Genomic DNA, 24057 nt, shown 5'->3' with positions numbered 1-24057 from the left:
GATGCGCAAGCGAAGGCGCGGAGGCAAGTTTTATCTGGATGGATGTACAGGTTTTTTGTCAGAGGGGATGTCTTGGCTGTGCCGGCCTCTTCGCGGGTGAACCCGCTCCCACAGGCTCCCCACAATCTTCAGAATTTGTGGGGGGCCTCTGCGAAGGTCGTGGATCAGGCGCGCGAGTCGCGCACCATGTCCACGTGCGGGATGCCGGCTTCGAGGAACTCTTCGCTGACTACGCGAAAGCCCAGCCGCTCGTAGAACGGCGTGGCGTGCACCTGGGCACTGAGCATCTGCTGCTTCAGGTCGCGGTTCTGTGCTTCGACAATCACCGCGTTCATCAGCGCGTCACCCACCTTCAGCCCGCGCCAGTCCTTCAGCACCGAGACCCGGCCGATGGTGCCGTCAGGCAGCAGGCGCGCTGTGCCGATCGGGTAGTCGCCTTCCAGGGCCAGGAAGTGCGCGGCGGTCGGGTCATCCGAATCCCACTCCAGTTCTGGTGGAACGTGCTGTTCGGCAATGAACACCGCTTCGCGGATGCGGCGGATGTCGGCGTTGTCCTTGTGCCAGTCGGCGAGGCGCACACGAATCTTATTCATTGGCGAATCCCAGGCTTCCTTGTTTGACCAGCTGCTGTACCAGCATAAGGCCATCTTCATCCTGCAGCCATTCGCCCAGGTTGTCGATGTGCAGGGCGTCGGCCGCGCAAACCAGCTTCAGCAGCTCGCGCAGTTTGCCCGGCAGTGGGCAGCTGCGGCCGCTGGCGAACAGCAGCAGGTCTTGTTCGAACTCCGACCAGGCCAGGCGCGCGCTCGGGTTGCGGATCAGGATGGCGCCTTGTTCCAGGGCATCGATCAGCTCTTCCTCGGACAGCTCTTCACCGACGATCTGCTCGGGGTAGCGCGGCTCGGTCATGAACTGGCCGAACCAGGTCAGCAGCAGGTCCTTGTCGCCCATGTGCTTGTCGAGCAGCGCCTTGAGGCGGTCGAGGGCATCGTGCTGGATCTGGTGCGGGTCACTGACCGGCTGGGCGTCGGCGTCGCTGTAGCGTTCTTCATCGGGCAGGAACTGGCCGAGGAAATCGGTGAAGTGGGTCAGCACTTCGGCGGCGCTTGGCGCGCGGAAGCCTACCGAGTAGGTCAGGCAGTCATCCACGGCCACGCCGTAGTGGGCCAGGCGTGGTGGCAGGTAGAGCATGTCGCCCGGCTCCAGGGTCCACTCATCGCTCTGCTCGAAATCGGCGAGGATGCGCAGGTCGGCGTGCTCCAGCAGCGAGCTGTCGCTGCTGCACATCTGGCCGATTTTCCAGTTGCGCTGGCCGTGGCCCTGCAGCAGGAACACGTCGTAGTTGTCAAAGTGCGGGCCGACACTGCCACCAGGGGCAGCGAAGCTGATCATCACGTCATCGATGCGCCAGCTGGGCAGGAAGCGGAAGTTTTCCAGCAGTTCGGCTACTTCCGGGACGAACTGGTCCACGGCCTGCACCAGCAGGGTCCAGTCCTTTTCCGGCAGCTCGGCGAAGGTGTCTTCGGTGAACGGGCCGCGGCGCAGCTCCCACGGGTGCGCGCCATGCTCGAGCACGATACGCGACTCTACTTCCTCTTCCAGGGCCAGGCCGGCCAGCTCGTCGGGGTCGATCGGGCTGATGAAGTCCGGGAATGCCTGGCGCACCAGCAGTGGCTTCTTCTGCCAGTAGTCGCGCATGAATTCGCGGGCCGAGATGCCGCCGAGCAGCTGCAGTGGAGTATCAGGATTCATGTTCAACCTATTGAAAAAATGTAATTTTCGTCCGGGAATAAAAACGCCCGGCCAGGCCGGGCGTTGAACGCGACGGTCAGCTTAGATGCGTTTGGCCTGTGCTGCCGCGTTGCCGATGTAGGTAGCAGGGGTCAGCTGCTTGAGCTCGGCCTTGGCTTCGGCTGGCATGTCCAGGCCGTCGATGAAGGTCAGCAGCGCTTCCGGGGTGATGCCCTTGCCACGGGTCAGCTCCTTGAGCTTCTCGTAGGGGTTCTCGATGTTGAAGCGGCGCATCACGGTCTGGATCGGCTCGGCCAGCACTTCCCAGCAGGCGTCCAGGTCGGCGGCAATGCGGGCTTCGTTGACTTCCAGCTTGCCGATGCCTTTCAGGCTGGCTTCGTAGGCGATGACGCTGTGGGCAAAGCCCACGCCCAGGTTGCGCAGCACCGTAGAGTCGGTCAGGTCACGCTGCCAGCGCGAGATCGGCAGCTTGCTGGCCAGGTGCTGGAACAGCGCGTTGGCGATACCCAGGTTGCCTTCGGAGTTTTCGAAGTCGATCGGGTTGACCTTGTGCGGCATGGTCGACGAGCCGATTTCACCGGCAACGGTCTTCTGCTTGAAGTAGCCCAGCGAGATGTAGCCCCACACATCGCGGTCGAAGTCGATCAGGATGGTGTTGAAGCGGGCGATGGCGTCAAACAGCTCGGCGATGTAGTCGTGCGGCTCGATCTGGGTGGTGTACGGGTTGAACTGCAGGCCCAGCTCGTCTTCGATGAAGGCGCGGGCGTTCTGCTCCCAGTCGATCTGCGAGTAGGCCGACAGGTGGGCGTTGTAGTTGCCCACGGCACCGTTGATCTTGCCCAGCAGCGGTACGGCGGCAACCTGGGCGATCTGGCGCTCCAGGCGGTACACGACGTTGGCCAGTTCCTTGCCCAGGGTGGTCGGCGAAGCCGGCTGGCCGTGGGTGCGCGACAGCATCGGCACGTCGGCGTGGGCGTGGGCCAGGGCGCGGATGGCGTCGGCGATCTGGCGCATCAGCGGCAGCAGCACTTCGTCACGGCCAGCGCGCAGCATCAGGGCGTGGGACAGGTTGTTGATGTCCTCGCTGGTGCAGGCGAAGTGGATGAACTCGCTGACCTTGGCCAGCTCAGGCAGCTTGGCGGCCTGCTCCTTGAGGAGGTATTCGATCGCCTTGACGTCGTGGTTGGTGGTGCGCTCGATTTCCTTGACGCGTTCGGCGTGCTCGAGCTTGAAGTCGGTGGCCAGGCTGTCCAGCAGGGCGTTGGCTTCGGCGGAGAACGCCGGCACTTCGCCGATCTGCGGGTGGGCGGCCAGGCGCTGCAGCCAGCGCACTTCGACCAGGGCGCGGAAACGGATCAGGCCGAATTCGCTGAAAATGGGGCGCAAGGCCTGGGTTTTGCCGGCATAACGGCCGTCTACAGGGGAAACCGCAGTGAGCGAAGAGAGCTGCATGGGGTGTTCTCGGACAGTCAGGCTTTTGGAAGGGCGCATATCATACATGAAAAATGCGCTCAGGTCGGGTGGCTGACCAAAGGTCGGGCCTATAAAAATATGTCACAGGCTCTGTGTAGGAGCAGCCTTGTGCTGCGAATGGGCTGCGCAGCAGCCCTGGCAATCTGTGCAAGAGCCCAAATCCTGGGGCCGCTGCGCTGCCCATTCGCAGCACAAGGCTGCTCCTACATTGGGTTCGGCGTCGCTTTTTCAGGAGGGCGAACGCATCATGTCGTACAGTTCGTTCAACAGCTTGCGCCGGCTGAATACCAGCTGCCAGCGGTGCCCGCCCAGCTGGCGCCACAGGCGTGCGGCGCGGATGCCGGCCAGCAACAGGGCGCGGATTTTCGAGGCATTGCTGGCCTGCTGCAGGAAGCGCATGTCGCCATGCACCTGGATGCGCTGGCGCAAGGTGCTCAGGGTGTCCTGGTACAAGGCTCCGCTGGAAGCGATGACGTTTTCATGAACCAGGCCAAAATGCTCGGCCTGGGACTGGATTTGCGGCAGGCGGTTGCCGATGGTGTCGAGCAGGTCGCCGCGCTTGTTCAACTGGCGTTCAAGGCCCAGCATCGACAGGGCGTAGCGCAGTGGCTCGCGCTGCAGGCTGCTGGGGTCGCGCTCCAGCGCACCGACCAGCGCGCGATAGCCGTCGCGCAGGTTCAGGTCGTCACCGCCGAACACCTCCAGGGTGTCCTTGGGGTCACGTACCAGCAGGCTGCCCAGCATGCAGCCGATGTTGGCCTCGCTGGCCTGGCCGGTGCGGGCGATGCGGTCGACCAGTACGGCGGCCTGGAACACACCGCCCAACGCAATCAGCTGCTCCTGCAGGTTGCTCATGCGCGCGGGCTCCACGGCTCGGCAGCTTCGATCACGCCGCCGCCCAGGCACACTTCGCCGTCGTAGAACACCACCGACTGGCCCGGGGTGACGGCGCGTTGCGGTTCGTCGAACACTGCGCGGTAGCCGCTTTCGGTCAGCTCCAGGGTGCACTGCTGGTCGCTTTGGCGGTAACGCACCTTGGCGGTGAGCTGGCGCGGGTTGCTGAGGTCGACCGGGTTGACCCAGAAAATTTCCGAAGCGAGCAGGGCACGGGAGAACAACCACGGGTGTTCATTACCCTGGCCGACCACCAGCACGTTGCGGGCCAGGTCCTTGTGCAGCACGTACCACGGCTCGTCACCGGCGTCCTTCAGGCCGCCAATGCCCAGGCCCTGGCGTTGGCCGATGGTGTGGTACATCAGGCCGTGGTGGCGGCCGATCACTTCACCGTCGGTGGTCTCGATGTTGCCCGGCTGGGCCGGCAGGTATTGCTTGAGGAAGTCGCTGAAGCGGCGCTCGCCGATGAAGCAGATGCCGGTGGAATCCTTTTTCTTGGCGGTGGCCAGGCCGTGCTTTTCGGCAATGGCGCGTACTTCGGGCTTTTCCAGCTCGCCAACCGGGAACAGGGTACGTGCGATTTCCTTGCCGCCGACGGCGTGCAGGAAGTAGCTCTGGTCCTTGTTCGGGTCCAGGCCCTTGAGCAGCTCGGTGAGTTCACCGGTGTCGCGGCGGCGCACGTAGTGGCCGGTGGCGATCAGGTCGGCACCCAGCGACAGGGCGTAGTCGAGGAACGCCTTGAACTTGATTTCGCGGTTGCAGAGGATGTCCGGGTTGGGCGTGCGGCCGGCCTTGTACTCTTCGAGGAAGTGCTCGAACACGTTGTCCCAGTATTCGGCGGCGAAGTTGGCGGTGTGCAGCTTGATGCCGATGCGGTCGCACACGGCCTGGGCGTCGGCCAGGTCTTCACGGGCGGTGCAGTATTCGGTGCCGTCGTCTTCTTCCCAGTTCTTCATGAACAGCCCTTCCACCTGGTAGCCCTGCTCCATGAGCAGAAGGGCGGAGACGGAAGAGTCCACGCCGCCGGACATGCCGACGATGACGCGGGTCTTGGCGGGGTCTTTGAGTGCTGGGCTGGTCATGGGTACCGGTGTGTATCAAAGGGGGAAAAACGCCAATTCTATCAAACCTGCGGCGGCGCGTCAGTCGCGCAGCAGGTCGAGGCTGTGCAAGGGGCCTTTGAGGTAATCGTCGAGACAGCGTGGCACCAGTTCGCTGCGCCAGCGGGCGGGGTCGGCCAGCAGTTCGTCGCGGGTCAGCCACACGGCGCGGACGATGTCGCTGTCCAGTGCCAGGTCGGCGTGATGGCGCACGGGGCGGGCGGCGAAGCAGACGCGCTGGTAGGTCACGCCGTTGCTTGGGGCGGTGTACAGGTAGATGCCGACCACGCCGGTGAGCTCGACTTCCCAGGCGGTTTCTTCGAGGGTTTCGCGCAGGGCGGCCTGGGGCAGGGTCTCGTTGGGTTCGAGGTGGCCGGCGGGCTGGTTGAAGACGTGCTGGTTGGCTTTGAACTCTTCGACGAAAAGGAACTTGCCTTCGTGTTCGACGATGGTGGCGACAGTGATGTGGGGTTGCCAGGTCATGAACAGCTCCTTAGAGGCCTGCACAGCCCTTGTGGGAGCGGGTTTACCCGCGAGTGCGTCAGTGGATTCGCCATCGCATTCGCGGGTAAACCCGCTCCTACAGAGTCCGCGCTGGCGGCCAGAAATCGTTTTTCCAGAAAGCACAAACCCCGGTGCGTGGCCGGGGTTTGTGCTGTTACTTCAAGCGAACCTTACAGGGCGGCAATAGCGCTGTTCAGGGTCTGGCTTGGGCGCATCACCTTGGCAGTCAGCTCGGCATCCGGAGCGTAGTAGCCACCGATGTCGGCCGGCTTGCCCTGGACGGCGTTGAGCTCGGCGACGATGGTCTCCTCGTTCTCGGTCAGGGTCTTGGCCAGTGGTGCGAAGCGTGCCTGCAGGGCAGCGTCGTCGTTCTGCGCAGCCAGGGCCTGGGCCCAGTACAGGGTCAGGTAGAAGTGGCTGCCGCGGTTGTCGATACCGCCAACTTTGCGCGAAGGCGACTTGTTGGTGTCGAGGAACTTGCCGGTGGCCTGGTCCAGGGTATTGGCCAGCACTTTGGCGCGCGGGTTGTCGTAGGTGTTGCCCAGGTGCTCCAGGGAAGCGGCCAGGGCCAGGAATTCACCCAGCGAGTCCCAACGCAGGAAGTTCTCTTCCACCAGCTGCTGCACGTGCTTCGGTGCCGAACCGCCGGCGCCGGTTTCGAACAGGCCACCGCCGTTCATCAGTGGCACGATCGACAGCATCTTGGCGCTGGTGCCCAGTTCCATGATCGGGAACAGGTCGGTCAGGTAGTCACGCAGCACGTTGCCGGTCACCGAGATGGTGTCCTTGCCTTCGCGGATGCGGGCCAGGGAGAACTTGATGGCGTCGACCGGTGCCAGGATGCGGATGTCCAGGCCGGTGGTGTCGTGATCCTTCAGGTACTTCTGCACCTTCTCGATCATCACGCCGTCGTGGGCGCGGGCCGGGTCCAGCCAGAACACTGCAGGGGTGTTGCTCAGGCGGGCACGGTTGACGGCCAGCTTGACCCAGTCCTGGATCGGCGCGTCCTTGACCTGGCACATGCGGAAGATGTCGCCGGCTTCGACGTTCTGCTCGAGAACGACCTGGCCTTTGCTGTCGACCACGCGCACGACGCCGTCGGCCTTGATCTGGAAGGTCTTGTCGTGGGAGCCGTATTCTTCGGCCTTCTGTGCCATCAGGCCGACGTTCGGTACGCTGCCCATGGTGGTCGGGTCGAAGGCGCCGTTGGCCTTGCAGTCTTCGATGGTGGCCTGGTAGATGCCGGCGTAGCAGCGGTCCGGGATGATCGCCTTGGCATCCTGCAGTTCGCCGGCGGCGTTCCACATCTTGCCCGAGTCACGGATCATGGCTGGCATCGAGGCGTCGACGATGACGTCGCTCGGCACGTGCAGGTTGGTGATGCCTTTGTCGGAGTTGACCATGGCCAGGGCCGGACGCTGGGCGTACAGGGCCTGGATGTCGGCTTCGATCTCGGCCTGCTTCTCGGCTGGCAGGTCCTTGATGCGGGCGTACAGGTCGCCGATGCCGTTGTTGGCGTTGAAGCCTACTTCAGCCAGGGCGGCGGCGTGCTTGGCCAGCACGTCGTTGTAGAACTCTTCGACGATGACGCCGAACATGATCGGGTCGGAGACCTTCATCATGGTGGCTTTCAGGTGTACCGACAGCAGCACGCCGGAAGCCTTGGCATCGGCGATCTGCTCGGCGATGAAGGCTTTCAGGGCCTTGCGGCTCATGGTGGCGCAGTCGATGACTTCGGCAGCTTTTACCGCAGTCTTTTCTTTCAGTACGGTGGTGTTGCCGTCTTTGCCGACCAGCTCGATGCGCAGGCTGTCGTCAGCTTCGATCAGTGCGGCTTTCTCGCTGCCGTAGAAGTCGCCCTGGGTCATGTGGGCAACGTGCGACTTGGAGTCGGCAGCCCAGGCGCCCATCTTGTGTGGGTGCTTGCGGGCGTAGTTCTTGACCGACAGCGGCGCGCGGCGGTCGGAGTTGCCTTCGCGCAGGACCGGGTTCACGGCGGAACCTTTGATGCGGTCGTAGCGGGCGCGGGATTCTTTCTCTTCCGCGGTGGCCGGCTCGTCGGCGTAGTCAGGGATATTGAAGCCCTTGCCTTGCAGTTCCTTGATCGCGGCTTTCAGCTGCGGTACCGAGGCGCTGATGTTCGGCAGCTTGATGATGTTGGCTTCAGGGGTGGTAGCCAGCTGGCCCAGTTCCGCCAGGTGATCGCCTACTTGCTTCTCTGCGCCCAGTTGCTCCGGGAAGGCGGCGAGGATGCGGCCAGCCAGGGAGATGTCGCGGGTTTCGACGGCGATGTCAGCCGAAGCGGTGAAGGCTTCGATGATTGGCAGCAGCGAGTAAGTGGCGAGGGCGGGGGCTTCGTCGGTGAAGGTATAGATGATCTTGGAACGGGTGGGCATGCGGGTTAACTCTCTGTGTGCTGAGCGTGCTCGAGTCTCGTGGTGCGCAGGGTAGGCGCATCGCCCTGGCAGCGCCATGAGCGGAAAGTCGAGAGGCTGCGAGCGGTGATGGTGGATGCATCAGTCGAGCGTCAAGTGCTGAGCTGCGGTAACAACCCAGGCTTTTATGGCCAGGCTTTGTGTCCATTCATGGCCAAGGGCGGTCCGCATTTTTCCAAGGGATCGCCCCGATGACCCTTCGGTCGCGGCGGAGTATACCAAACCATTCGGGCTAATCAGCAAGGCCAAGTGATATCGGCCCATTTATAAGACCAAAGACTAAGCGGCAATGTGGCGGGTTGTCGCATGCCTTGCAGGTCGGCAGATGTGGTTTAGGCTCAGTGGATCGCAATGATGTCCAATCACACCCGACAGCGGAGTAGTGCAAGCATGGGATACCAGAAAATCAAGGTTCCGACCGACGGCACCAAGATCACCGTCAATGCCGACCATTCGCTCAACGTTCCTGACAACCCGATCATTCCCTATATCGAGGGCGACGGGATTGGCGTCGATGTCTCGCCGGTAATGATCAAGGTGGTCGACGCCGCCGTGCAGAAGGCCTACGGCGGCAAACGCAAGATCGCCTGGATGGAGGTGTACGCTGGCGAGAAAGCCACCCAGGTGTACGACCAGGACACCTGGCTCCCCCAGGAAACCCTCGATGCCGTACGTGATTACGTGGTGTCGATCAAAGGGCCGCTGACCACCCCGGTGGGCGGTGGCATCCGGTCGCTCAACGTGGCCTTGCGCCAGCAGTTGGACTTGTACGTGTGCCTGCGTCCGGTGCTGTGGTTCCAGGGCGTGCCCAGCCCGGTGAAGAAGCCAGGCGATGTGGACATGGTGATCTTCCGTGAGAACTCCGAGGACATCTATGCCGGCATCGAGTGGAAGGCCGGCTCGCCAGAGGCGAACAAGGTGATCAAGTTCCTCAAGGAGGAAATGGGCGTTACCAAGATCCGCTTCGACCAGGACTGCGGCATTGGCGTCAAGCCGGTGTCTCGCGAGGGCACCAAGCGCTTGGTGCGCAAGGCCCTGCAGTACGTGGTGGATAACGACCGCGAGTCGCTGACCCTGGTGCACAAGGGCAACATCATGAAGTTCACCGAGGGTGCCTTCAAGGACTGGGGCTATGAAGTGGCGCGCGACGAGTTCGGGGCCGAGTTGCTCGATGGTGGCCCGTGGATGAAGTTCAAGAACCCCAAGAGTGGGCGCGAGGTCATCGTCAAGGACGCCATCGCCGATGCCATGCTGCAGCAGATCCTGCTGCGCCCGGCCGAGTACGACGTGATCGCCACCCTCAACCTCAACGGTGACTACCTGTCCGATGCCCTGGCGGCGGAAGTGGGTGGTATCGGCATTGCGCCGGGTGCCAACCTGTCCGACACCGTGGCCATGTTCGAGGCCACCCACGGCACCGCGCCCAAGTATGCCGGGCAGGACAAGGTCAACCCGGGTTCGGTGATCCTGTCGGCGGAGATGATGCTGCGGCACATGGGCTGGACCGAGGCGGCAGACCTGATCATCAAGGGTACCAACGGCGCGATTGCCGCCAAGACAGTGACCTATGACTTCGAGCGCCTGATGGACGGCGCCACACTGGTGAGCAGTTCAGGCTTTGGCGATGAAATGATCAAGCATATGTAAGGCAACGGAAAACCGGCCGCTTCCAGTCAGGAGGCGGCCGGTTTTTAAGTGTACCGGCAGGCGGCGCGGCAGTTCAGGCGTCGGCAGTGCTGCTGGTTTGCGGAGCCCTGGCGACCGTGGCGGCAGTGGCGCTGCTGATATTCACCGCGTGCAAGCCTTTGGGGCCCTGGACGATGTCGAAACTCACGGCCTGGCCGGCCTTGAGCGTCTTGTATCCGTCCATCTGGATGGCTGAGTAATGAGCGAACAAGTCTTCATCCTTGCCCTCTTCATTGATGAATCCGTAGCCCTTGGCATTGTTGAACCACTTGACTTTACCGCTTGCCATCCCTATGTCCCTCTGCAAAGGACTCCATCACTGGAGTATCATCCACTCATCCGCATACGAACCATGCGAAAAATCTGGTTGACTGCGCGGATCTTTATCGACCACGGTGGGTTCTTATTGGTTGTAACACCGTTTTGCCGATAGTCAAGGTCGCCCGGCGCCTGCGCTGGCCGTGCCCTTCGCAGTCAACCCACAACCTTAACCTGTCGCTCATGATGAAATTCTTTCCATGCATGCACCTAGTGAGATTCGACTAACATTCAATCAGGATCGCCCGCAATCGAATGAGGACGACGGCTCAGGTCTTGCGGTTCAGGAAGCCAAGCCGATCCTGCAGGCGCCACCTATGTACAAGGTGGTTTTGTTCAACGATGACTACACGCCGATGGATTTCGTCGTCGAAGTGCTCGAGACGTTCTTCAATCTGAACCGCGAGCTGGCGACCAAGATCATGCTGACCGTCCATACCGAAGGGCGGGCAGTGTGCGGATTGTTTACCCGTGACATCGCCGAAACAAAGGCTATGCAGGTCAACCAATACGCCAGGGAAAGCCAGCATCCGCTACTCTGTGAAATCGAGAAGGACGGTTAATCGCCGACCACTTGGGTATGAGGTGAAGCTATGTTAAACCGCGAGCTCGAAGTCACCCTCAATCTTGCCTTCAAGGAGGCTCGTTCGAAGCGTCATGAGTTCATGACCGTCGAACATCTGCTGCTGGCACTCCTTGACAATGAGGCTGCCGCGACCGTTCTGCGCGCCTGTGGCGCCAATCTCGACAAACTCAAGCACGACCTGCAAGAGTTCATCGATTCCACCACACCCCTGATTCCGGTCAACGACGAAGATCGTGAAACCCAGCCGACCCTGGGCTTCCAGCGTGTGCTGCAGCGTGCAGTGTTCCACGTGCAAAGCTCCGGCAAGCGTGAAGTCACTGGCGCCAACGTGCTGGTTGCGATCTTCAGCGAACAGGAAAGCCAGGCCGTGTTCCTGCTCAAGCAGCAGAGCGTGGCCCGCATCGACGTGGTCAACTACATCGCCCATGGCATCTCCAAGGTGCCGGGCCATGGTTCGCATTCCGAAAGCGACCAGGAAATGCAGGACGAAGAGGGCGGCGATACCGCCTCTTCGAGCAACCCGCTGGATGCCTATGCCAGCAACCTGAACGAGCTGGCCCGTGCCGGCCGTATCGACCCGCTGGTAGGCCGCGAGCAGGAAGTGGAGCGCGTGGCGCAAATCCTTGCCCGTCGGCGCAAGAACAACCCGCTGCTGGTGGGTGAGGCAGGCGTGGGCAAGACCGCCATCGCCGAAGGCCTGGCCAAGCGCATCGTCGATGGCCAGGTGCCCGACCTGCTGGCGCAGAGCGTGGTGTATTCCCTCGACCTCGGCGCACTGCTGGCTGGTACCAAATACCGTGGCGATTTCGAGAAGCGTTTCAAGGCGCTGCTCGGCGAGCTGCGCAAACGCCCGCAGGCGATCCTGTTCATCGATGAAATCCACACCATCATTGGTGCCGGCGCGGCGTCGGGCGGGGTGATGGATGCGTCCAACCTGCTCAAGCCACTGCTGTCGTCCGGTGAGATCCGTTGCATCGGTTCGACCACCTTCCAGGAATTCCGCGGCATTTTCGAGAAGGACCGTGCCCTGGCACGGCGCTTCCAGAAGGTTGATGTCAGCGAGCCGTCGGTCGAAGACACCGTGGGCATCCTGCGTGGCCTGAAAGGGCGCTTCGAAAGCCACCACAACATCGAGTACAGCGACGAAGCCTTGCGCGCCGCCGCTGAACTGGCCTCGCGCTACATCAATGACCGGCACATGCCGGACAAGGCCATCGACGTGATCGACGAAGCCGGTGCCTACCAGCGCCTGCAGCCGGAGGCCAACCGCGTCAAGCGCATCGACGTTCCGCAGGTCGAAGACATCGTCGCCAAGATTGCGCGCATTCCGCCGAAGCACGTCACCAGTTCCGACAAGGAACTGCTGCGCAACCTCGAGCGTGACCTGAAGTTGACCGTATTTGGTCAGGACCAGGCGATCGATTCGCTGGCCACCGCTATCAAGCTGTCCCGCGCCGGCCTCAAGTCGCCGGACAAGCCTGTCGGTTCGTTCCTGTTCGCCGGCCCGACCGGCGTCGGCAAGACCGAAGCAGCACGGCAGCTGGCCAAGGCGCTGGGTGTCGAGCTGGTGCGCTTCGACATGTCCGAGTACATGGAGCGCCACACCGTGTCGCGCCTGATCGGTGCGCCTCCTGGCTATGTTGGCTTCGATCAGGGTGGTTTGCTGACCGAGGCGATCACCAAGCAACCGCACTGCGTATTGCTGCTCGACGAAATCGAGAAGGCCCACCCGGAAGTCTTCAACCTGCTGCTGCAGGTGATGGACCACGGCACCCTGACCGACAACAACGGGCGCAAGGCCGACTTCCGCAACGTGATCCTGATCATGACCACCAACGCTGGCGCTGAAACCGCCGCGCGGGCCTCGATCGGCTTTACCCATCAGGACCATGCGTCCGATGCCATGGAAGTCATCCGCAAGAGCTTCACGCCGGAGTTCCGCAACCGCCTGGACACCATCATCCAGTTCGGCCGCCTGAGCCACGAGACGATCAAGAGCATCGTCGACAAGTTCCTTATCGAACTGCAGGCGCAGCTGGAAGACAAGCGTGTTCTGCTGGAGGTCAGCGATGATGCGCGCGGTTGGCTGGCGGCCTCGGGCTACGACGTGCAGATGGGTGCGCGGCCGATGGCGCGGCTGATCCAGGACAAGATCAAGCGGCCGCTGGCCGAGGAGATCCTGTTTGGCGAACTGGCCGAGCATGGTGGCGTGGTGCACGTCGACCTGCGCGATGGCGAACTGGTGTTCGACTTCGAGACCACGGCTGAGGTTGCGTGACAGCGGGGGCCGCGTTGCGGCCCATTCGCAGCACAAGGCTGCTCCTACAGGGAATGCACGCTCCCCTTGTAGGAGCAGCCCCCTGCAATCTGACAGGCACAAAAAAGCCCGGCACATGGCCGGGCTTTTTCATGGCTTGAGCTTAGCGCGCACGGTAGGTGATGCGGCCCTTGCTCAGGTCGTAGGGCGTCAGTTCGACGCGGACCTTGTCGCCAGTGAGAATACGGATGTAGTTCTTGCGCATCTTTCCGGAGATGTGCGCGGTTACGACGTGCCCGTTTTCCAACTCCACGCGGAACATGGTGTTGGGCAGGGTGTCGACGACAGTACCTTCCATTTCGAAGCTGTCTTCTTTCGACATGCAGTAGAGCCCTCGGATCCAGTGTTGGCCCGACGCATAACCGCACCGGGCAAAAAAGTGGCGTGGATTATGCCCGAAAATTGTGTGTCAAGCCAATGCCTTTCAGTTGAGGGTGACCCAGCGCTGGTTTATCAGCAATTCGATAGGCCGATACTGTGTCTTGTAGTTCATTTTCTTGCAGTTCTTGATCCAGTAACCCAGGTAAACCGCTTCCAGGTCCTGGCGCAGGGCTTCGGTGATCTGCCAGAGAATGGCAAAGCGGCCCAGGCTCCGGCGTTCTTCGTCCGGCTCGTAGAAGGTGTACACAGCCGACAGGCCGTTGGGCAGCAGGTCGCACACCGCCACCGCCATCAAGCGGCCATCCAGGCGGAACTCATAGAACCAGCAGAACGGCAGGTCGCGCACCAGGAAGGTGGAGAACTGATCGCGGCTGGGCGGGTACATGTCACCGTCGGCATGGCGCGTTTCGATATAGCGCCGGTACAGTTCGAAGTACTCTTCCTTGAACGCTGGACGTGCGGCGGTCACGGTCAGGTCGGCGTTGCGCTTGAGGATGCGCCGTTGCTGGCGGTTTGGGATGAAGCGCGCCGCCGGGATGCGTGCCGGCACACAGGCATTGCAGTTCTGGCAGTGCGGGCGGTACAGATGGTCGCCACTGCGGCGGAAGCCCATTTCCGACAAATCGGCGTACACGTGCACGTCCATCGGCTGGCTGGGGTCGAGGAACAGCGTAGTTGCCTGTTCGTCGGGCAGGTAGCTGCAGGAGTGGGGTTGAGTGGCATAGAACTTCAACCGCGCCAACTCTGTCATGATCAACCCCCTCGGTGAGACTTTGTTTAAGTGTAAGCCAGCTACGGGAACTCGCCTAGGGAAGCCATGTGGCGCTGTTGGGCTGGTCGAGGTGGCGTGCCAGGTAGTCGGCAAACTCGGCGCGGCTAATGGCGTGGGCTCCCAGGCTGTGCAAATGGTTGGTTGGCATCTGGCAGTCGATGAGGACGAAACCGGCCTGGCGCAGGTGGTTGACCAAAGTCACGAAGCCGACCTTGGAAGCGTTGTCGGCGCGGCTGAACATCGATTCACCGAAGAACAGCTGGCCCATGGCCAAGCCATACAGACCACCGACCAGCTTGCCGTCCTGGCGCACCTCCACCGAATGGGCGATGCCGCGTCGGTGCAGCTCGCAGTAGGCGGCACGCATGGTGTCGGTGATCCAGGTGCCGTCGGCGTAGTCACGTGGCGCGGCGCAGGCGGCGATCACCGCGGGGAAGTCTGTGTCGAAGCTGACCTGGTAACGGCCCTGGCGCATCAGCTTGGCCAGCGAGCGCGACACGTGCAGCTGGTCCGGGAGCAGCACCGTGCGCGGGTCGGGTGACCACCAGAGGATCGGCTGGCCGTCCTGATACCATGGGAAGCAGCCATGGCGATAGGCCTGCACCAGGCGCTCGGGGCTCAGGTCGCCGCCGGCAGCGAGCAGGCCGTTGGGGTCGTGCAGGGCCTTTTCCAGGGGCGGGAAGGTCAGCGAGTCGCGAGTCAGCCAGGTGAGCATGGTCTATCGTGCGGTGGGGGAGGGGAGAGGGCAGCATGGCGCGGGTGAAAAGCAGGGTCAATCTCTTTGGCTTCTTCGCGGGCGCGCCCGCTCCCATAGGCCATATGCAGGCTCTGAAGCCTGCGGGGTGCCTGTGGGAGCGGGCAAGCCCGCGAAGAGGCCGGCACAGGTGATGAAAATAGGCAATTTCCTACACATTCATGAAACCGCAGGCACCATCCGCTACATTTGCTGTCACACCTGTGCAAAAACACAGCATAAGCCTTTGTCACAAAAGAAAATGCATGCTCAAATTGCAGCTATATGAAAGTCGCCCCCGGCCAAACCCCATCTGGCGTGCCGCCATGGCGGCTGGCGGGCAGTAATGTTAAAAGTAGTGGTTCATTGGCCGCACCGTCGGCCGATCACTATTGGACGCGCAGCACGCGCAGGAATAGACGCGTTTTGAAGAAATCCACCGCAACTCCAGCTCCCTTGCCCGTCCCTCTGTGGCGGCAGCAGCTGCATTATCGCCTCAAGGAAGGTGCGTTGATCGCTGTCGGCGCCCTGTGCCTGTACCTGTGGATGGCGCTGCTGACCTACGATACGTCGGACCCGGGCTTCAGCCACACCAGCAACGTCGACCAGGTGCAGAACGCCGCCGGGCGTGCCGGTGCCTACTTCGCCGACATCCTGTTCATGGTGCTGGGGTACTTCGCCTACATCTTCCCGCTGCTGCTGGCGATAAAGACCTGGCAGATCTTCCGCGAACGCCACCAGCCCTGGGAGTGGAGCGGCTGGCTGTTCTCCTGGCGGCTGATCGGCCTGGTGTTCCTGGTGCTGTCTGGTGCGGCGCTGGCCCATATCCATTTCCACCCGCCTGCGAGCATGCCGTTCTCCGCCGGTGGTGCATTGGGCGAGAGCCTCGGCGACCTGGCGCGCAACCTGCTGAACGTGCAGGGCAGCACGCTGATGTTCATTGCCCTGTTCCTGTTCGGCCTGACCGTGTTCACCGACCTGTCGTGGTTCAAGGTGATGGACCTGACCGGCAAGATCACTCTCGACCTGTTCGAGCTGGTGCAGGGCGCCGCCAACCGTTGGTGGGAAGCGCGCAACGAGCGCAAGCGCCTGGAGGCGCAGCTGCGCGAGGATGAACCGGTGGTCAAGGCCGCGCCAATGGCCGCCGACAAGCGCGAACCGGCCAAGCCGGCGCTGCGCGAGCGCATTTTCAAACGTGAAGAAGCACCTGCCCATCCGGTCGAACCACGTGAGCCAACCCTGTCGCGCGAGCCTGTGGTGCCACGCGAGTCGCCGGCACCTCGTGAGCCGGTAATCTCTCGCGAACCACCTGCCGCGGCCCCGATGATCGTGCCGCCGACACCCGCCAGGGCGCCGGAGCCGAGCAAGCGGGTGATGAAGGAGAAGCAGGCGCCGCTGTTCGTCGACAGCGCGGTGGAAGGCACCTTGCCGTCGATCTCCATCCTCGACCCGGCCGAACAGAAGAAGATCGAGTACTCGCCGGAATCCCTGGCCGGTGTCGGCCAGCTGCTGGAAATCAAACTCAAGGAATTCGGCGTGGAAGTGGCGGTGGACTCGATCCACCCGGGCCCGGTGATTACCCGTTACGAAATCCAGCCGGCCGCCGGTGTGAAGGTCAGCCGTATCGCCAACCTGGCCAAGGACCTGGCGCGTTCGCTGGCAGTGACCAGTGTGCGTGTGGTCGAGGTCATCCCCGGCAAGACCACCGTGGGTATCGAGATCCCCAACGAGAACCGGCAGATGGTGCGTTTCTCCGAAGTGCTGGCCACGCCGCAGTACGACGAGCAGAAATCGCCGGTCACCCTGGCCCTGGGCCACGACATCGGCGGCAAGCCGGTGATCACCGACCTGGCCAAGATGCCGCACCTGCTGGTGGCCGGTACTACCGGTTCCGGTAAGTCGGTGGGTGTGAACGCGATGATCCTGTCGATCCTGTTCAAGTCCAGCCCGGAAGACGCGCGGCTGATCATGATCGACCCGAAAATGCTCGAACTGTCGATCTACGAGGGCATCCCGCACCTGCTGTGCCCGGTGGTCACCGACATGAAGGACGCCGCCAACGCCTTGCGCTGGAGCGTGGCCGAGATGGAGCGGCGCTACAAGCTGATGGCGGCCATGGGCGTGCGTAACCTGGCCGGCTTCAACCGCAAGATCAAGGACGCCCAGGAAGCCGGCGAGATCATCCATGACCCGCTGTACCGCCGCGAGAGCATGGACGACGAGCCGCCTGCGCTGAAAACCCTGCCGACCATCGTGGTGGTGGTCGACGAATTCGCCGACATGATGATGATCGTCGGCAAGAAGGTCGAAGAGCTGATCGCCCGTATCGCCCAGAAGGCGCGGGCCGCCGGTATCCACCTGATCCTCGCCACCCAGCGCCCGTCGGTGGACGTGATTACCGGCCTGATCAAGGCCAACATCCCGACCCGCATGGCGTTCCAGGTATCGAGCAAGATCGACTCGCGGACCATCATTGACCAGGGTGGTGCCGAGCAGCTGCTGGGCCACGGTGACATGCTGTACATGCCGCCGGGCACCAGCCTGCCGATTCGTGTGCACGGCGCGTTCGTCTCCGACGACGAGGTGCACCGCGTGGTCGAAGCGTGGAAGCTGCGCGGCGCCCCGGACTATAACGACGACATCCTCAACGGCGTCGAGGAGGCCGGCAGCGGCTTCGAAGGCGGCGGTGGTGGTGGCGATGGCGAAGATTCGGAAAGCGACGCCCTGTATGATGAGGCCGTGCAGTTCGTGCTGGAAAGCCGCCGCGCGTCCATCTCGGCTGTGCAGCGCAAACTGAAGATCGGCTACAACCGCGCCGCCCGCATGATCGAAGCCATGGAAATGGCCGGCGTGGTCACCCCCATGAACAGCAACGGCTCGCGGGAAGTGATAGCCCCGGGCGGCCCGCGCGACTGACGAACACCTTGCCGGGCGCCAACGGTGGCGCCCGGCCTTTTCAATGCTCGATGAGGACTCCCATGCGCGCGATTCGCATGCTGTTGGTTTCTGCCCTGGCCGCGGCTTCTGTGTCGGCCACCGTATCGGCTTTTGCCGGTGAGCAAGACGTACAACGCCTGACCCAATTGCTGGAAAAGTCGCAGACCATCGAGGCCAACTTTTCCCAGCTGACCCTGGACGCCGGCGGCACCAGCCTGCAGGAAACATCCGGCAAGATGACCGTCAAGCGCCCGGGCCTGTTCTACTGGCACACCGATGCGCCGCAGGAGCAGGTGGTGGTATCCGACGGCAAGAACGTCACCCTGTGGGACCCGGACCTGGAACAGGCGACCATCAAGAAGCTGGACCAGCGCCTGAACCAGACCCCGGCGCTGCTGCTGTCCGGTGACGTGTCGAAGATCAGCCAGAGCTTCGACATCAGCTCGAAGGAGCAGGGCGAAGTGATGGACTTCACCCTCAAGCCGAAGACCAAGGACACCCTGTTCGACTCGCTGCGCGTGTCGTTCCGCAAGGGCCTGATCAACGACATGCAACTGATCGACAGTGTCGGCCAGCGCACCAACATCCTGTTCAATGGCGTGAAAACCAACCAGGCGGTGCCGGACAGCAAGTTCAAGTTCGACATCCCCAAAGGCGCGGACATCATCAAGGAGTAACCAGAGCTCGCCATGGACCTGTTTCGAAGCGAACCCGTCGCCCAGCCCCTGGCCGCTCGCCTGCGCCCGTCCAACCTGGACGAGTACGTCGGCCAGGAGCACCTGCTGGCGCGCGGCAAACCGCTGCGCGAAGCGCTGGAGCAGGGTGCGCTGCACTCGATGATCTTCTGGGGACCGCCGGGGGTGGGCAAGACCACCCTCGCGCGGCTGCTGGCGCAGTTCTGCGACGCGCACTTCGAAACGGTATCGGCGGTATTGGCCGGGGTGAAGGAGATTCGCCAGGCGGTCGAGGTGGCCAAGCAGCAGGCTGGCCAGTACGGCCGCCGAACCATCCTGTTCGTCGACGAAGTGCACCGCTTCAACAAGTCGCAGCAGGATGCCTTCCTGCCCTATGTGGAAGACGGCACCCTGCTGTTCATTGGCGCCACCACCGAAAACCCGTCCTTCGAGCTGAACAACGCACTGCTGTCGCGGGCGCGGGTGTATGTGCTCAAGAGCCTGGACGAGGCGGCGCTGCGCAAGCTGGTCAACCGCGCGTTGACTGAAGAGCGCGGCCTGGGCAAGCGCAACCTGCGGGTTGGCGACGACGCCTTCAAGATGCTGATGGCCGCCGCCGACGGCGATGGCCGGCGCATGCTCAACTTCCTGGAAAACGCCTCGGACCTGGCTGAAGACGGCAGCGAGATCGATGTCGAGATGTTGCAGAGCCTGCTCGGCGACAGCCGCCGCCGCTTCGACAAGGGGGGCGAGGCGTTCTACGACCAGATTTCTGCGCTGCACAAGTCAGTGCGTGGCTCCAATCCCGATGGCGCCCTGTACTGGTTCGCGCGCATGCTCGATGGCGGCTGCGATCCGCTGTACATTGCCCGCCGCGTGGTGCGCATGGCCAGCGAAGACATCGGCAACGCCGACCCGCGCGCGCTCAGCCTGTGCCTGGCGGCTTGGGATGTGCAAGAGCGCCTGGGCAGCCCCGAGGGCGAACTGGCGGTGGCCCAGGCCATCACCTACCTTGCCTGCGCGCCGAAGAGCAACGCGGTGTACATGGGCTTCAAGACCGCCCTGCGCGAGGCCGCGGAGCATGGCTCGCTGGAAGTGCCGTTGCACCTGCGCAACGCCCCGACCAAGCTGATGAAGCAACTGGGCTACGGCGACGAGTACCGCTATGCCCACGATGAACCCGACGCCTATGCCGCCGGCGAAGACTACTTCCCCGAGGAGCTCGAGCCGCGCCAGTACTACCAGCCGGTGCCCCGTGGCCTGGAACTGAAGATTGGCGAGAAGCTGCGCCACCTTGCCGACCTTGACCGCAACAGCCCCCGCCAGCGGAGAAAGCCGTGATTGCACTGATTGCCGCCGTCAGCGCTGGCGGTATTGCCGGTACCTTGTTGCGCTTTGCCACCACCAACTGGGTGTCTGCCCACTGGCCACGGCACTTCTATCTCGGTACGCTGGCGGTCAACCTGGTTGGCTGCCTGCTGATCGGCCTGCTTTATGGTCTGTTCTTGCACAAGCCGATCGTGCCGGTCGAGCTGCGCGCCGGGCTGATCGTCGGCTTCCTCGGCGGCCTGACGACTTTTTCCTCCTTTTCGCTGGATACCGTACGCCTGCTGGAAAGCGGGCAAGTGCCCCTGGCTTTGGGCTATACCGGTATCAGCGTGGTGGGCGGGCTGCTCGCGACCTGGGCCGGCCTGTCCCTGACCCGATTCTGAACCAACACCTACACATAACGAGAGAACGATATGCTCGATTCCAAACTGTTACGCGGCCAACTTCAGGAAGTGGCGGATCGCCTGGCCTCCCGTGGCTTCAGCCTGGATGTCGCGCGCATCGAATCACTGGAAGAGCGCCGCAAGGCGGTGCAGACCCGCACCGAGCAGCTGCAGGCCGAGCGTAACGCCCGTTCCAAGTCCATCGGCCAGGCCAAGGCCAAGGGCGAAGATATTGCGCCGCTGATGGCTGACGTCGAGCGCATGGCCAACGAACTGGCTGCCGGCAAGACCGAACTGGACGGCATCCAGGCCGAACTGGATGGCATCCTGCTGACCATCCCCAACCTGCCGGACGCCAGCGTACCGGTTGGTGCCAGCGAAGACGACAACGTCGAAGTGCGCCGTTGGGGTACGCCGAAGGCTTTCGACTTCGAAATCAAGGACCATGTCGCCCTCGGCGAAGTCAGCGGTGGCCTGGACTTCGAAGCTGCCGCCAAGCTGTCTGGCGCGCGTTTTGCCGTGCTGCGTGGTCCAGTTGCCCGCCTGCACCGCGCCCTGGCGCAGTTCATGATCAACCTGCACACCGGCGAGCACGGTTACGAGGAGCACTACACCCCGTACCTGGTCCAGGCCCCGGCCCTGCAGGGTACCGGCCAGCTGCCGAAGTTCGAGGAAGACCTGTTCAAGATCAGCCGCGAAGGCGAGGCCGACTTCTACCTTATCCCGACCGCCGAAGTGTCGCTGACCAACCTGGTGGCCGGTGAAATCCTCGATGCCAAGCAGCTGCCGCTGAAGCTGGTTGCCCACACCCCGTGCTTCCGCAGCGAAGCCGGTGCTTCCGGCCGTGACACCCGCGGCATGATCCGCCAGCACCAGTTCGACAAGGTCGAGATGGTGCAGGTGGTCGAGCCGTCCAAGTCGATGGAAGCCCTGGAAGGCCTGACTGCCAACGCCGAGCGCGTGCTGCAGCTGCTGGAGCTGCCGTACCGCGTGCTGGCCCTGTGCACCGGCGACATGGGCTTTGGCGCGGTGAAGACCTACGACCTGGAAGTGTGGGTACCAAGCCAGGACAAGTACCGTGAAATCAGCTCGTGCTCCAACTGCGGCGATTTCCAGGCGCGCCGCATGCAGGCCCGCTGGCGCAACCCGGAAACCGGCAAGCCAGAGCTGGTGCATACCCTCAACGGCTCCGGCCTGGCCGTAGGCCGTACCTTGGTTGCCGTACTGGAAAACTACCAGCAGGCCGATGGTTCCATCCGTGTGCCGGAAGTGCTGAAGCCTTACATGGGCGGCGTCGAGGTCATCCGCTAAATGGATTACCTGCCGCTGTTCCACAAGCTGCAGGGCGGCCGCGTGCTGGTCGTTGGCGGCGGTGAGATCGCTTTGCGCAAAGCGCGCCTGCTGGCCGACGCCGGCGCCGCGCTGCGCGTGGTTGCACCGGATGTCGACGGCCAGTTGGCCGCGCTGGCCCGGGAAGGTGGCGGCGAGGTGCTGGTGCGCGGCTATCAGGCAGCCGACCTGGTCGGTTGCCGGCTGGTGATTGCGGCCACCGACGACCCTGGGCTCAATGCCCAGGTGTCGGCGGATGCGCAGGCCCTCAGCCTGCCGGTCAACGTGGTGGATGCGCCGGCCCTGTGCACGGTGATCTTCCCGGCGATCGTCGACCGTTCGCCGTTGGTGGTTGCGGTGTCCAGTGGCGGTGATGCTCCGGTGCTGGCGCGTTTGATTCGCGCCAAGCTGGAGGCCTGGATCCCGTCCGCCTACGGCGAACTGGCCGGCCTGGCCGCACGCTTCCGCGACGAGGTCAAGGCCTTGTACCCGGACGTCAACCAGCGCCGAGGCTTCTGGGAAACCGTGTTCCAGGGGCCGATTGCCGAGCGTCAGCTGGCCGGGCAGGGCGCCGAGGCCGAGCGCCTGTTGCAGGCGATGGTCGACGGTGCACCGGTGCAGCAGGGCGGTGAGGTGTACCTGGTGGGGGCTGGCCCAGGCGATCCGGACTTGCTGACCTTCCGCGCCTTGCGCCTGATGCAGCAGGCCGACGTGGTGCTGTACGACCGCCTGGTGGCGCCGGCGATTATCGAGATGTGCCGACGTGATGCCGAGCGTATCTACGTGGGCAAGCGTCGCGCCGACCATGCCGTGCCTCAGGACCAGATCAACCGCCTGCTGGTCGACCTGGCCCGGCAGGGCAAGCGTGTGCTGCGCCTGAAGGGCGGCGACCCGTTCATCTTCGGCCGGGGCGGCGAAGAGATCGAAGAGCTGGCCGAGCACGGCATCCCGTTCCAGGTGGTGCCGGGCATTACCGCAGCCAGCGGTTGTTCCGCTTATGGCGGGATTCCGCTGACTCACCGCGACTATGCCCAATCGGTGCGTTTCGTGACCGGGCACCTGAAAGATGGCACCAGCAATCTGCCGTGGCATGACCTGGTAGCGCCGGCGCAGACCCTGGTGTTCTACATGGGCTTGGTGGGGTTGCCGACCATCTGTGCCGAGCTGATTCGCCATGGCCGCGCGGCCAGTACCCCTGCGGCGCTGGTGCAGCAGGGGACTACGCGTAATCAGCGGGTGTTCACCGGCACCCTGGCGGACTTGCCGGACCTGGTGGCGCAGCATGAAGTGCATGCGCCGACCCTGGTGATTGTCGGGGAGGTGGTGCAGTTGCGTGACAAGCTGGCCTGGTTCGAAGGCTCGCAGAACAGCTGAAATCGTTGGGGCCGCTTTGCGGCCCGTTCGCAGCACAAGGCTGCTCCTACAGGGAATCGCGTTTCCTGTAGTAGCAGCCTTGTGCTGCGAACGGGCTGCAAAGCAGCCCCGACAGCCTCAAACCTGCCAAATCCCCTTGCCTGCCAACTGCTCCCGATCATGCGGCAGGTTGAAGTCCTGCATCGGCCCCTTGGGCACGATCCCGTTCGGGTTGATGGTCTTGTGGCTCATGTAGTAGTGCTTCTGGATATGCTCCATGTCCACTGTGCCCGCCACCCCCGGCCACTGGTACAGCTCACGCAGCCAGTTCGACAGGTTGTGATAGTCGCTCAGGCGGCGCAGGTTGCACTTGAAGTGCCCGTGGTACACCGCATCGAAGCGCACCAGGGTGGTGAACAGTCGCACATCGGCCTCGGTCAGGTATTCCCCGGCCAGGTAGCGGTTGCGGCTCAGCAAGTCTTCCAGGTAGTCCAGTTCGTTGAACACTTCGTCAAACGCAGCCTCGTAGGCTTCCTGCGTAGTGGCAAAGCCTGCGCGATAAACGCCGTTGTTCACCGCCGGGTAGATGCGCTCGTTCAGTGCCTCGATGGTCGGGCGCAGCGGCTCTGGATACAGGTCCAGTGTATTGCCGGTCAGTTCGTTGAACGCGCTGTTGAAGATGCGGATGATCTCCGACGACTCGTTGTTGACGATGCGTTTCTCTTTCTTGTCCCACAGCACCGGTACAGTCACGCGGCCAGTGTAGTGCGGGTCATCCTGGGTGTAGCGCTGGTGGAGGTACTGCAGCGCGTCGAGGTGGTCGCCGCTGGAACCTTGCTGCTGGTCGAAAGTCCAGCCATGGTCCTGCATCAGCCAGCTGACCACCGACACGTCGATCAGTGGCTCCAGGCCCTTGAGGGCACGGAAGATCAGGGTGCGGTGCGCCCATGGGCAGGCCAGCGAGACGTACAGGTGGTAACGGCCAGCTTCGGGAGCGGGCAGCTGATTGCGGCGTTGGGCGTTTTCGCGTTTGAACGTGCCGTCCTTGCCGTTTTCATACCACTGGTCATGCCAGCGGCCGTCGATCAAAAGGCCCATGGT

The 24057-nt window shown here is 63.0% G+C and carries 21 protein-coding genes; 9 read left to right on the top strand and 12 right to left on the bottom strand.

All coding sequences use genetic code 11. The features are described 5' to 3' along the window. Window positions 1-164 precede the first annotated feature (164 nt). From E5221_RS18180 to E5221_RS18150, 7 genes are all read right to left on the bottom strand, one after another. On the bottom strand, window positions 165-593 hold the full coding sequence (locus E5221_RS18180; RefSeq protein WP_003258855.1) for a GNAT family N-acetyltransferase: 429 nt from the start codon (window positions 591-593) through the stop codon (window positions 165-167). After that, on the bottom strand, window positions 586-1752 hold the full coding sequence (locus E5221_RS18175) for a cupin domain-containing protein (protein WP_123084457.1): 1167 nt from the start codon (window positions 1750-1752) through the stop codon (window positions 586-588). The genes E5221_RS18180 and E5221_RS18175 overlap by 8 nt, the downstream gene beginning before the upstream one ends. A gap of 81 nt (window positions 1753-1833) precedes the next feature. Next, entirely contained in the window at window positions 1834-3204 is a 1371-nt protein-coding gene (purB, locus tag E5221_RS18170) for an adenylosuccinate lyase (protein ID WP_013973297.1), read from the bottom strand. Window positions 3205-3453: 249 nt separating this feature from the next. Beyond that, window positions 3454-4080 carry a high frequency lysogenization protein HflD gene (gene hflD, locus E5221_RS18165; RefSeq protein WP_015270973.1) on the bottom strand — a complete coding sequence of 209 codons (627 nt, stop codon included), beginning with the start codon at window positions 4078-4080 and terminating at the stop codon, window positions 3454-3456. Next, on the bottom strand, window positions 4077-5201 hold the full coding sequence (gene mnmA, locus E5221_RS18160; protein WP_247846179.1) for a tRNA 2-thiouridine(34) synthase MnmA: 1125 nt from the start codon (window positions 5199-5201) through the stop codon (window positions 4077-4079). Before mnmA ends, hflD begins: the two co-directional genes overlap by 4 nt. Before the next feature lie 60 nt (window positions 5202-5261). Further along, window positions 5262-5702: an NUDIX hydrolase gene (locus E5221_RS18155; RefSeq protein WP_023662388.1), complete on the bottom strand. Its 441-nt coding sequence runs from the start codon at window positions 5700-5702 to the stop codon at window positions 5262-5264. Between the two features lie 191 nt (window positions 5703-5893). Beyond that, window positions 5894-8119, bottom strand: a complete 2226-nt coding sequence (locus tag E5221_RS18150; protein WP_013973293.1) for an NADP-dependent isocitrate dehydrogenase — start codon at window positions 8117-8119, stop codon at window positions 5894-5896. Between the two features lie 429 nt (window positions 8120-8548). Here E5221_RS18150 and icd point away from each other — a divergent pair, with 429 nt between their 5' ends. Then, the gene (icd, locus tag E5221_RS18145; RefSeq protein ID WP_013973292.1) at window positions 8549-9805 is read left to right on the top strand and encodes an NADP-dependent isocitrate dehydrogenase; all 1257 of its coding nucleotides are present in this window, start codon (window positions 8549-8551) and stop codon (window positions 9803-9805) included. Between the two features lie 73 nt (window positions 9806-9878). Here icd and cspD read toward each other — a convergent pair whose 3' ends face one another. Then, complete coding sequence (cspD, locus tag E5221_RS18140; protein WP_061551153.1) at window positions 9879-10133, bottom strand: cold shock domain-containing protein CspD; 255 nt, start codon at window positions 10131-10133, stop codon at window positions 9879-9881. A gap of 229 nt (window positions 10134-10362) precedes the next feature. Here cspD and clpS point away from each other — a divergent pair, with 229 nt between their 5' ends. Beyond that, window positions 10363-10725: an ATP-dependent Clp protease adapter ClpS gene (gene clpS, locus E5221_RS18135; protein ID WP_013973290.1), complete on the top strand. Its 363-nt coding sequence runs from the start codon at window positions 10363-10365 to the stop codon at window positions 10723-10725. A 30-nt stretch (window positions 10726-10755) separates the two neighbouring features. Next, on the top strand, window positions 10756-13026 hold the full coding sequence (gene clpA / locus E5221_RS18130) for an ATP-dependent Clp protease ATP-binding subunit ClpA (RefSeq protein WP_013973289.1): 2271 nt from the start codon (window positions 10756-10758) through the stop codon (window positions 13024-13026). Between the two features lie 142 nt (window positions 13027-13168). On the opposite strand, the gene infA is transcribed toward clpA, so the two are convergent. The 3 genes from infA to aat all read right to left on the bottom strand — a co-directional run bounded on the left by infA (window position 13169) and on the right by aat (window position 14933). Beyond that, the gene (gene infA, locus E5221_RS18125; RefSeq protein WP_002553999.1) at window positions 13169-13387 is read right to left on the bottom strand and encodes a translation initiation factor IF-1; all 219 of its coding nucleotides are present in this window, start codon (window positions 13385-13387) and stop codon (window positions 13169-13171) included. Between the two features lie 102 nt (window positions 13388-13489). Then, window positions 13490-14197 carry an arginyltransferase gene (locus E5221_RS18120; RefSeq protein WP_061551154.1) on the bottom strand — a complete coding sequence of 236 codons (708 nt, stop codon included), beginning with the start codon at window positions 14195-14197 and terminating at the stop codon, window positions 13490-13492. Between the two features lie 55 nt (window positions 14198-14252). After that, window positions 14253-14933 (bottom strand): leucyl/phenylalanyl-tRNA--protein transferase, encoded by a 681-nt coding sequence (gene aat, locus E5221_RS18115; protein ID WP_061551155.1) that lies wholly within the window; start codon window positions 14931-14933, stop codon window positions 14253-14255. Between the two features lie 444 nt (window positions 14934-15377). Here aat and E5221_RS18110 point away from each other — a divergent pair, with 444 nt between their 5' ends. From E5221_RS18110 to cysG, 6 genes are all read left to right on the top strand, one after another. Further along, window positions 15378-17867 (top strand): DNA translocase FtsK, encoded by a 2490-nt coding sequence (locus tag E5221_RS18110; protein ID WP_247846178.1) that lies wholly within the window; start codon window positions 15378-15380, stop codon window positions 17865-17867. Between the two features lie 62 nt (window positions 17868-17929). Continuing rightward, a complete protein-coding gene (gene lolA, locus E5221_RS18105; RefSeq protein WP_247846176.1) occupies window positions 17930-18565 on the top strand; it encodes an outer membrane lipoprotein chaperone LolA in 636 nt (211 codons plus the stop codon). Window positions 18566-18577: 12 nt separating this feature from the next. Beyond that, window positions 18578-19903 (top strand): replication-associated recombination protein A, encoded by a 1326-nt coding sequence (locus E5221_RS18100; protein WP_013973284.1) that lies wholly within the window; start codon window positions 18578-18580, stop codon window positions 19901-19903. Then, window positions 19900-20274 carry a fluoride efflux transporter CrcB gene (gene crcB, locus E5221_RS18095; RefSeq protein WP_015270966.1) on the top strand — a complete coding sequence of 125 codons (375 nt, stop codon included), beginning with the start codon at window positions 19900-19902 and terminating at the stop codon, window positions 20272-20274. Before E5221_RS18100 ends, crcB begins: the two co-directional genes overlap by 4 nt. Window positions 20275-20304: 30 nt before the next feature. After that, on the top strand, window positions 20305-21585 hold the full coding sequence (gene serS, locus E5221_RS18090; protein WP_003258877.1) for a serine--tRNA ligase: 1281 nt from the start codon (window positions 20305-20307) through the stop codon (window positions 21583-21585). After that, window positions 21586-22977, top strand: a complete 1392-nt coding sequence (gene cysG / locus E5221_RS18085) for a siroheme synthase CysG (RefSeq protein WP_247846174.1) — start codon at window positions 21586-21588, stop codon at window positions 22975-22977. It begins immediately after the preceding gene. A gap of 117 nt (window positions 22978-23094) precedes the next feature. Here the strand turns inward: cysG and E5221_RS18080 are convergent, their stop codons facing one another. Further along, entirely contained in the window at window positions 23095-24054 is a 960-nt protein-coding gene (locus E5221_RS18080) for a glutathione S-transferase family protein (RefSeq protein WP_061551157.1), read from the bottom strand. Window positions 24055-24057 lie beyond the last annotated feature (3 nt).

Origin of the sequence: Pseudomonas sp. A2, from assembly GCF_023100865.1 — a bacterium.
GTDB classification, from domain to species: Bacteria; Pseudomonadota; Gammaproteobacteria; order Pseudomonadales; family Pseudomonadaceae; genus Aquipseudomonas; species Aquipseudomonas asiatica.
The sequence above is the reverse complement of the archived record's forward strand: the minus strand, read 5'-3'. Positions and strand labels throughout refer to the sequence as shown.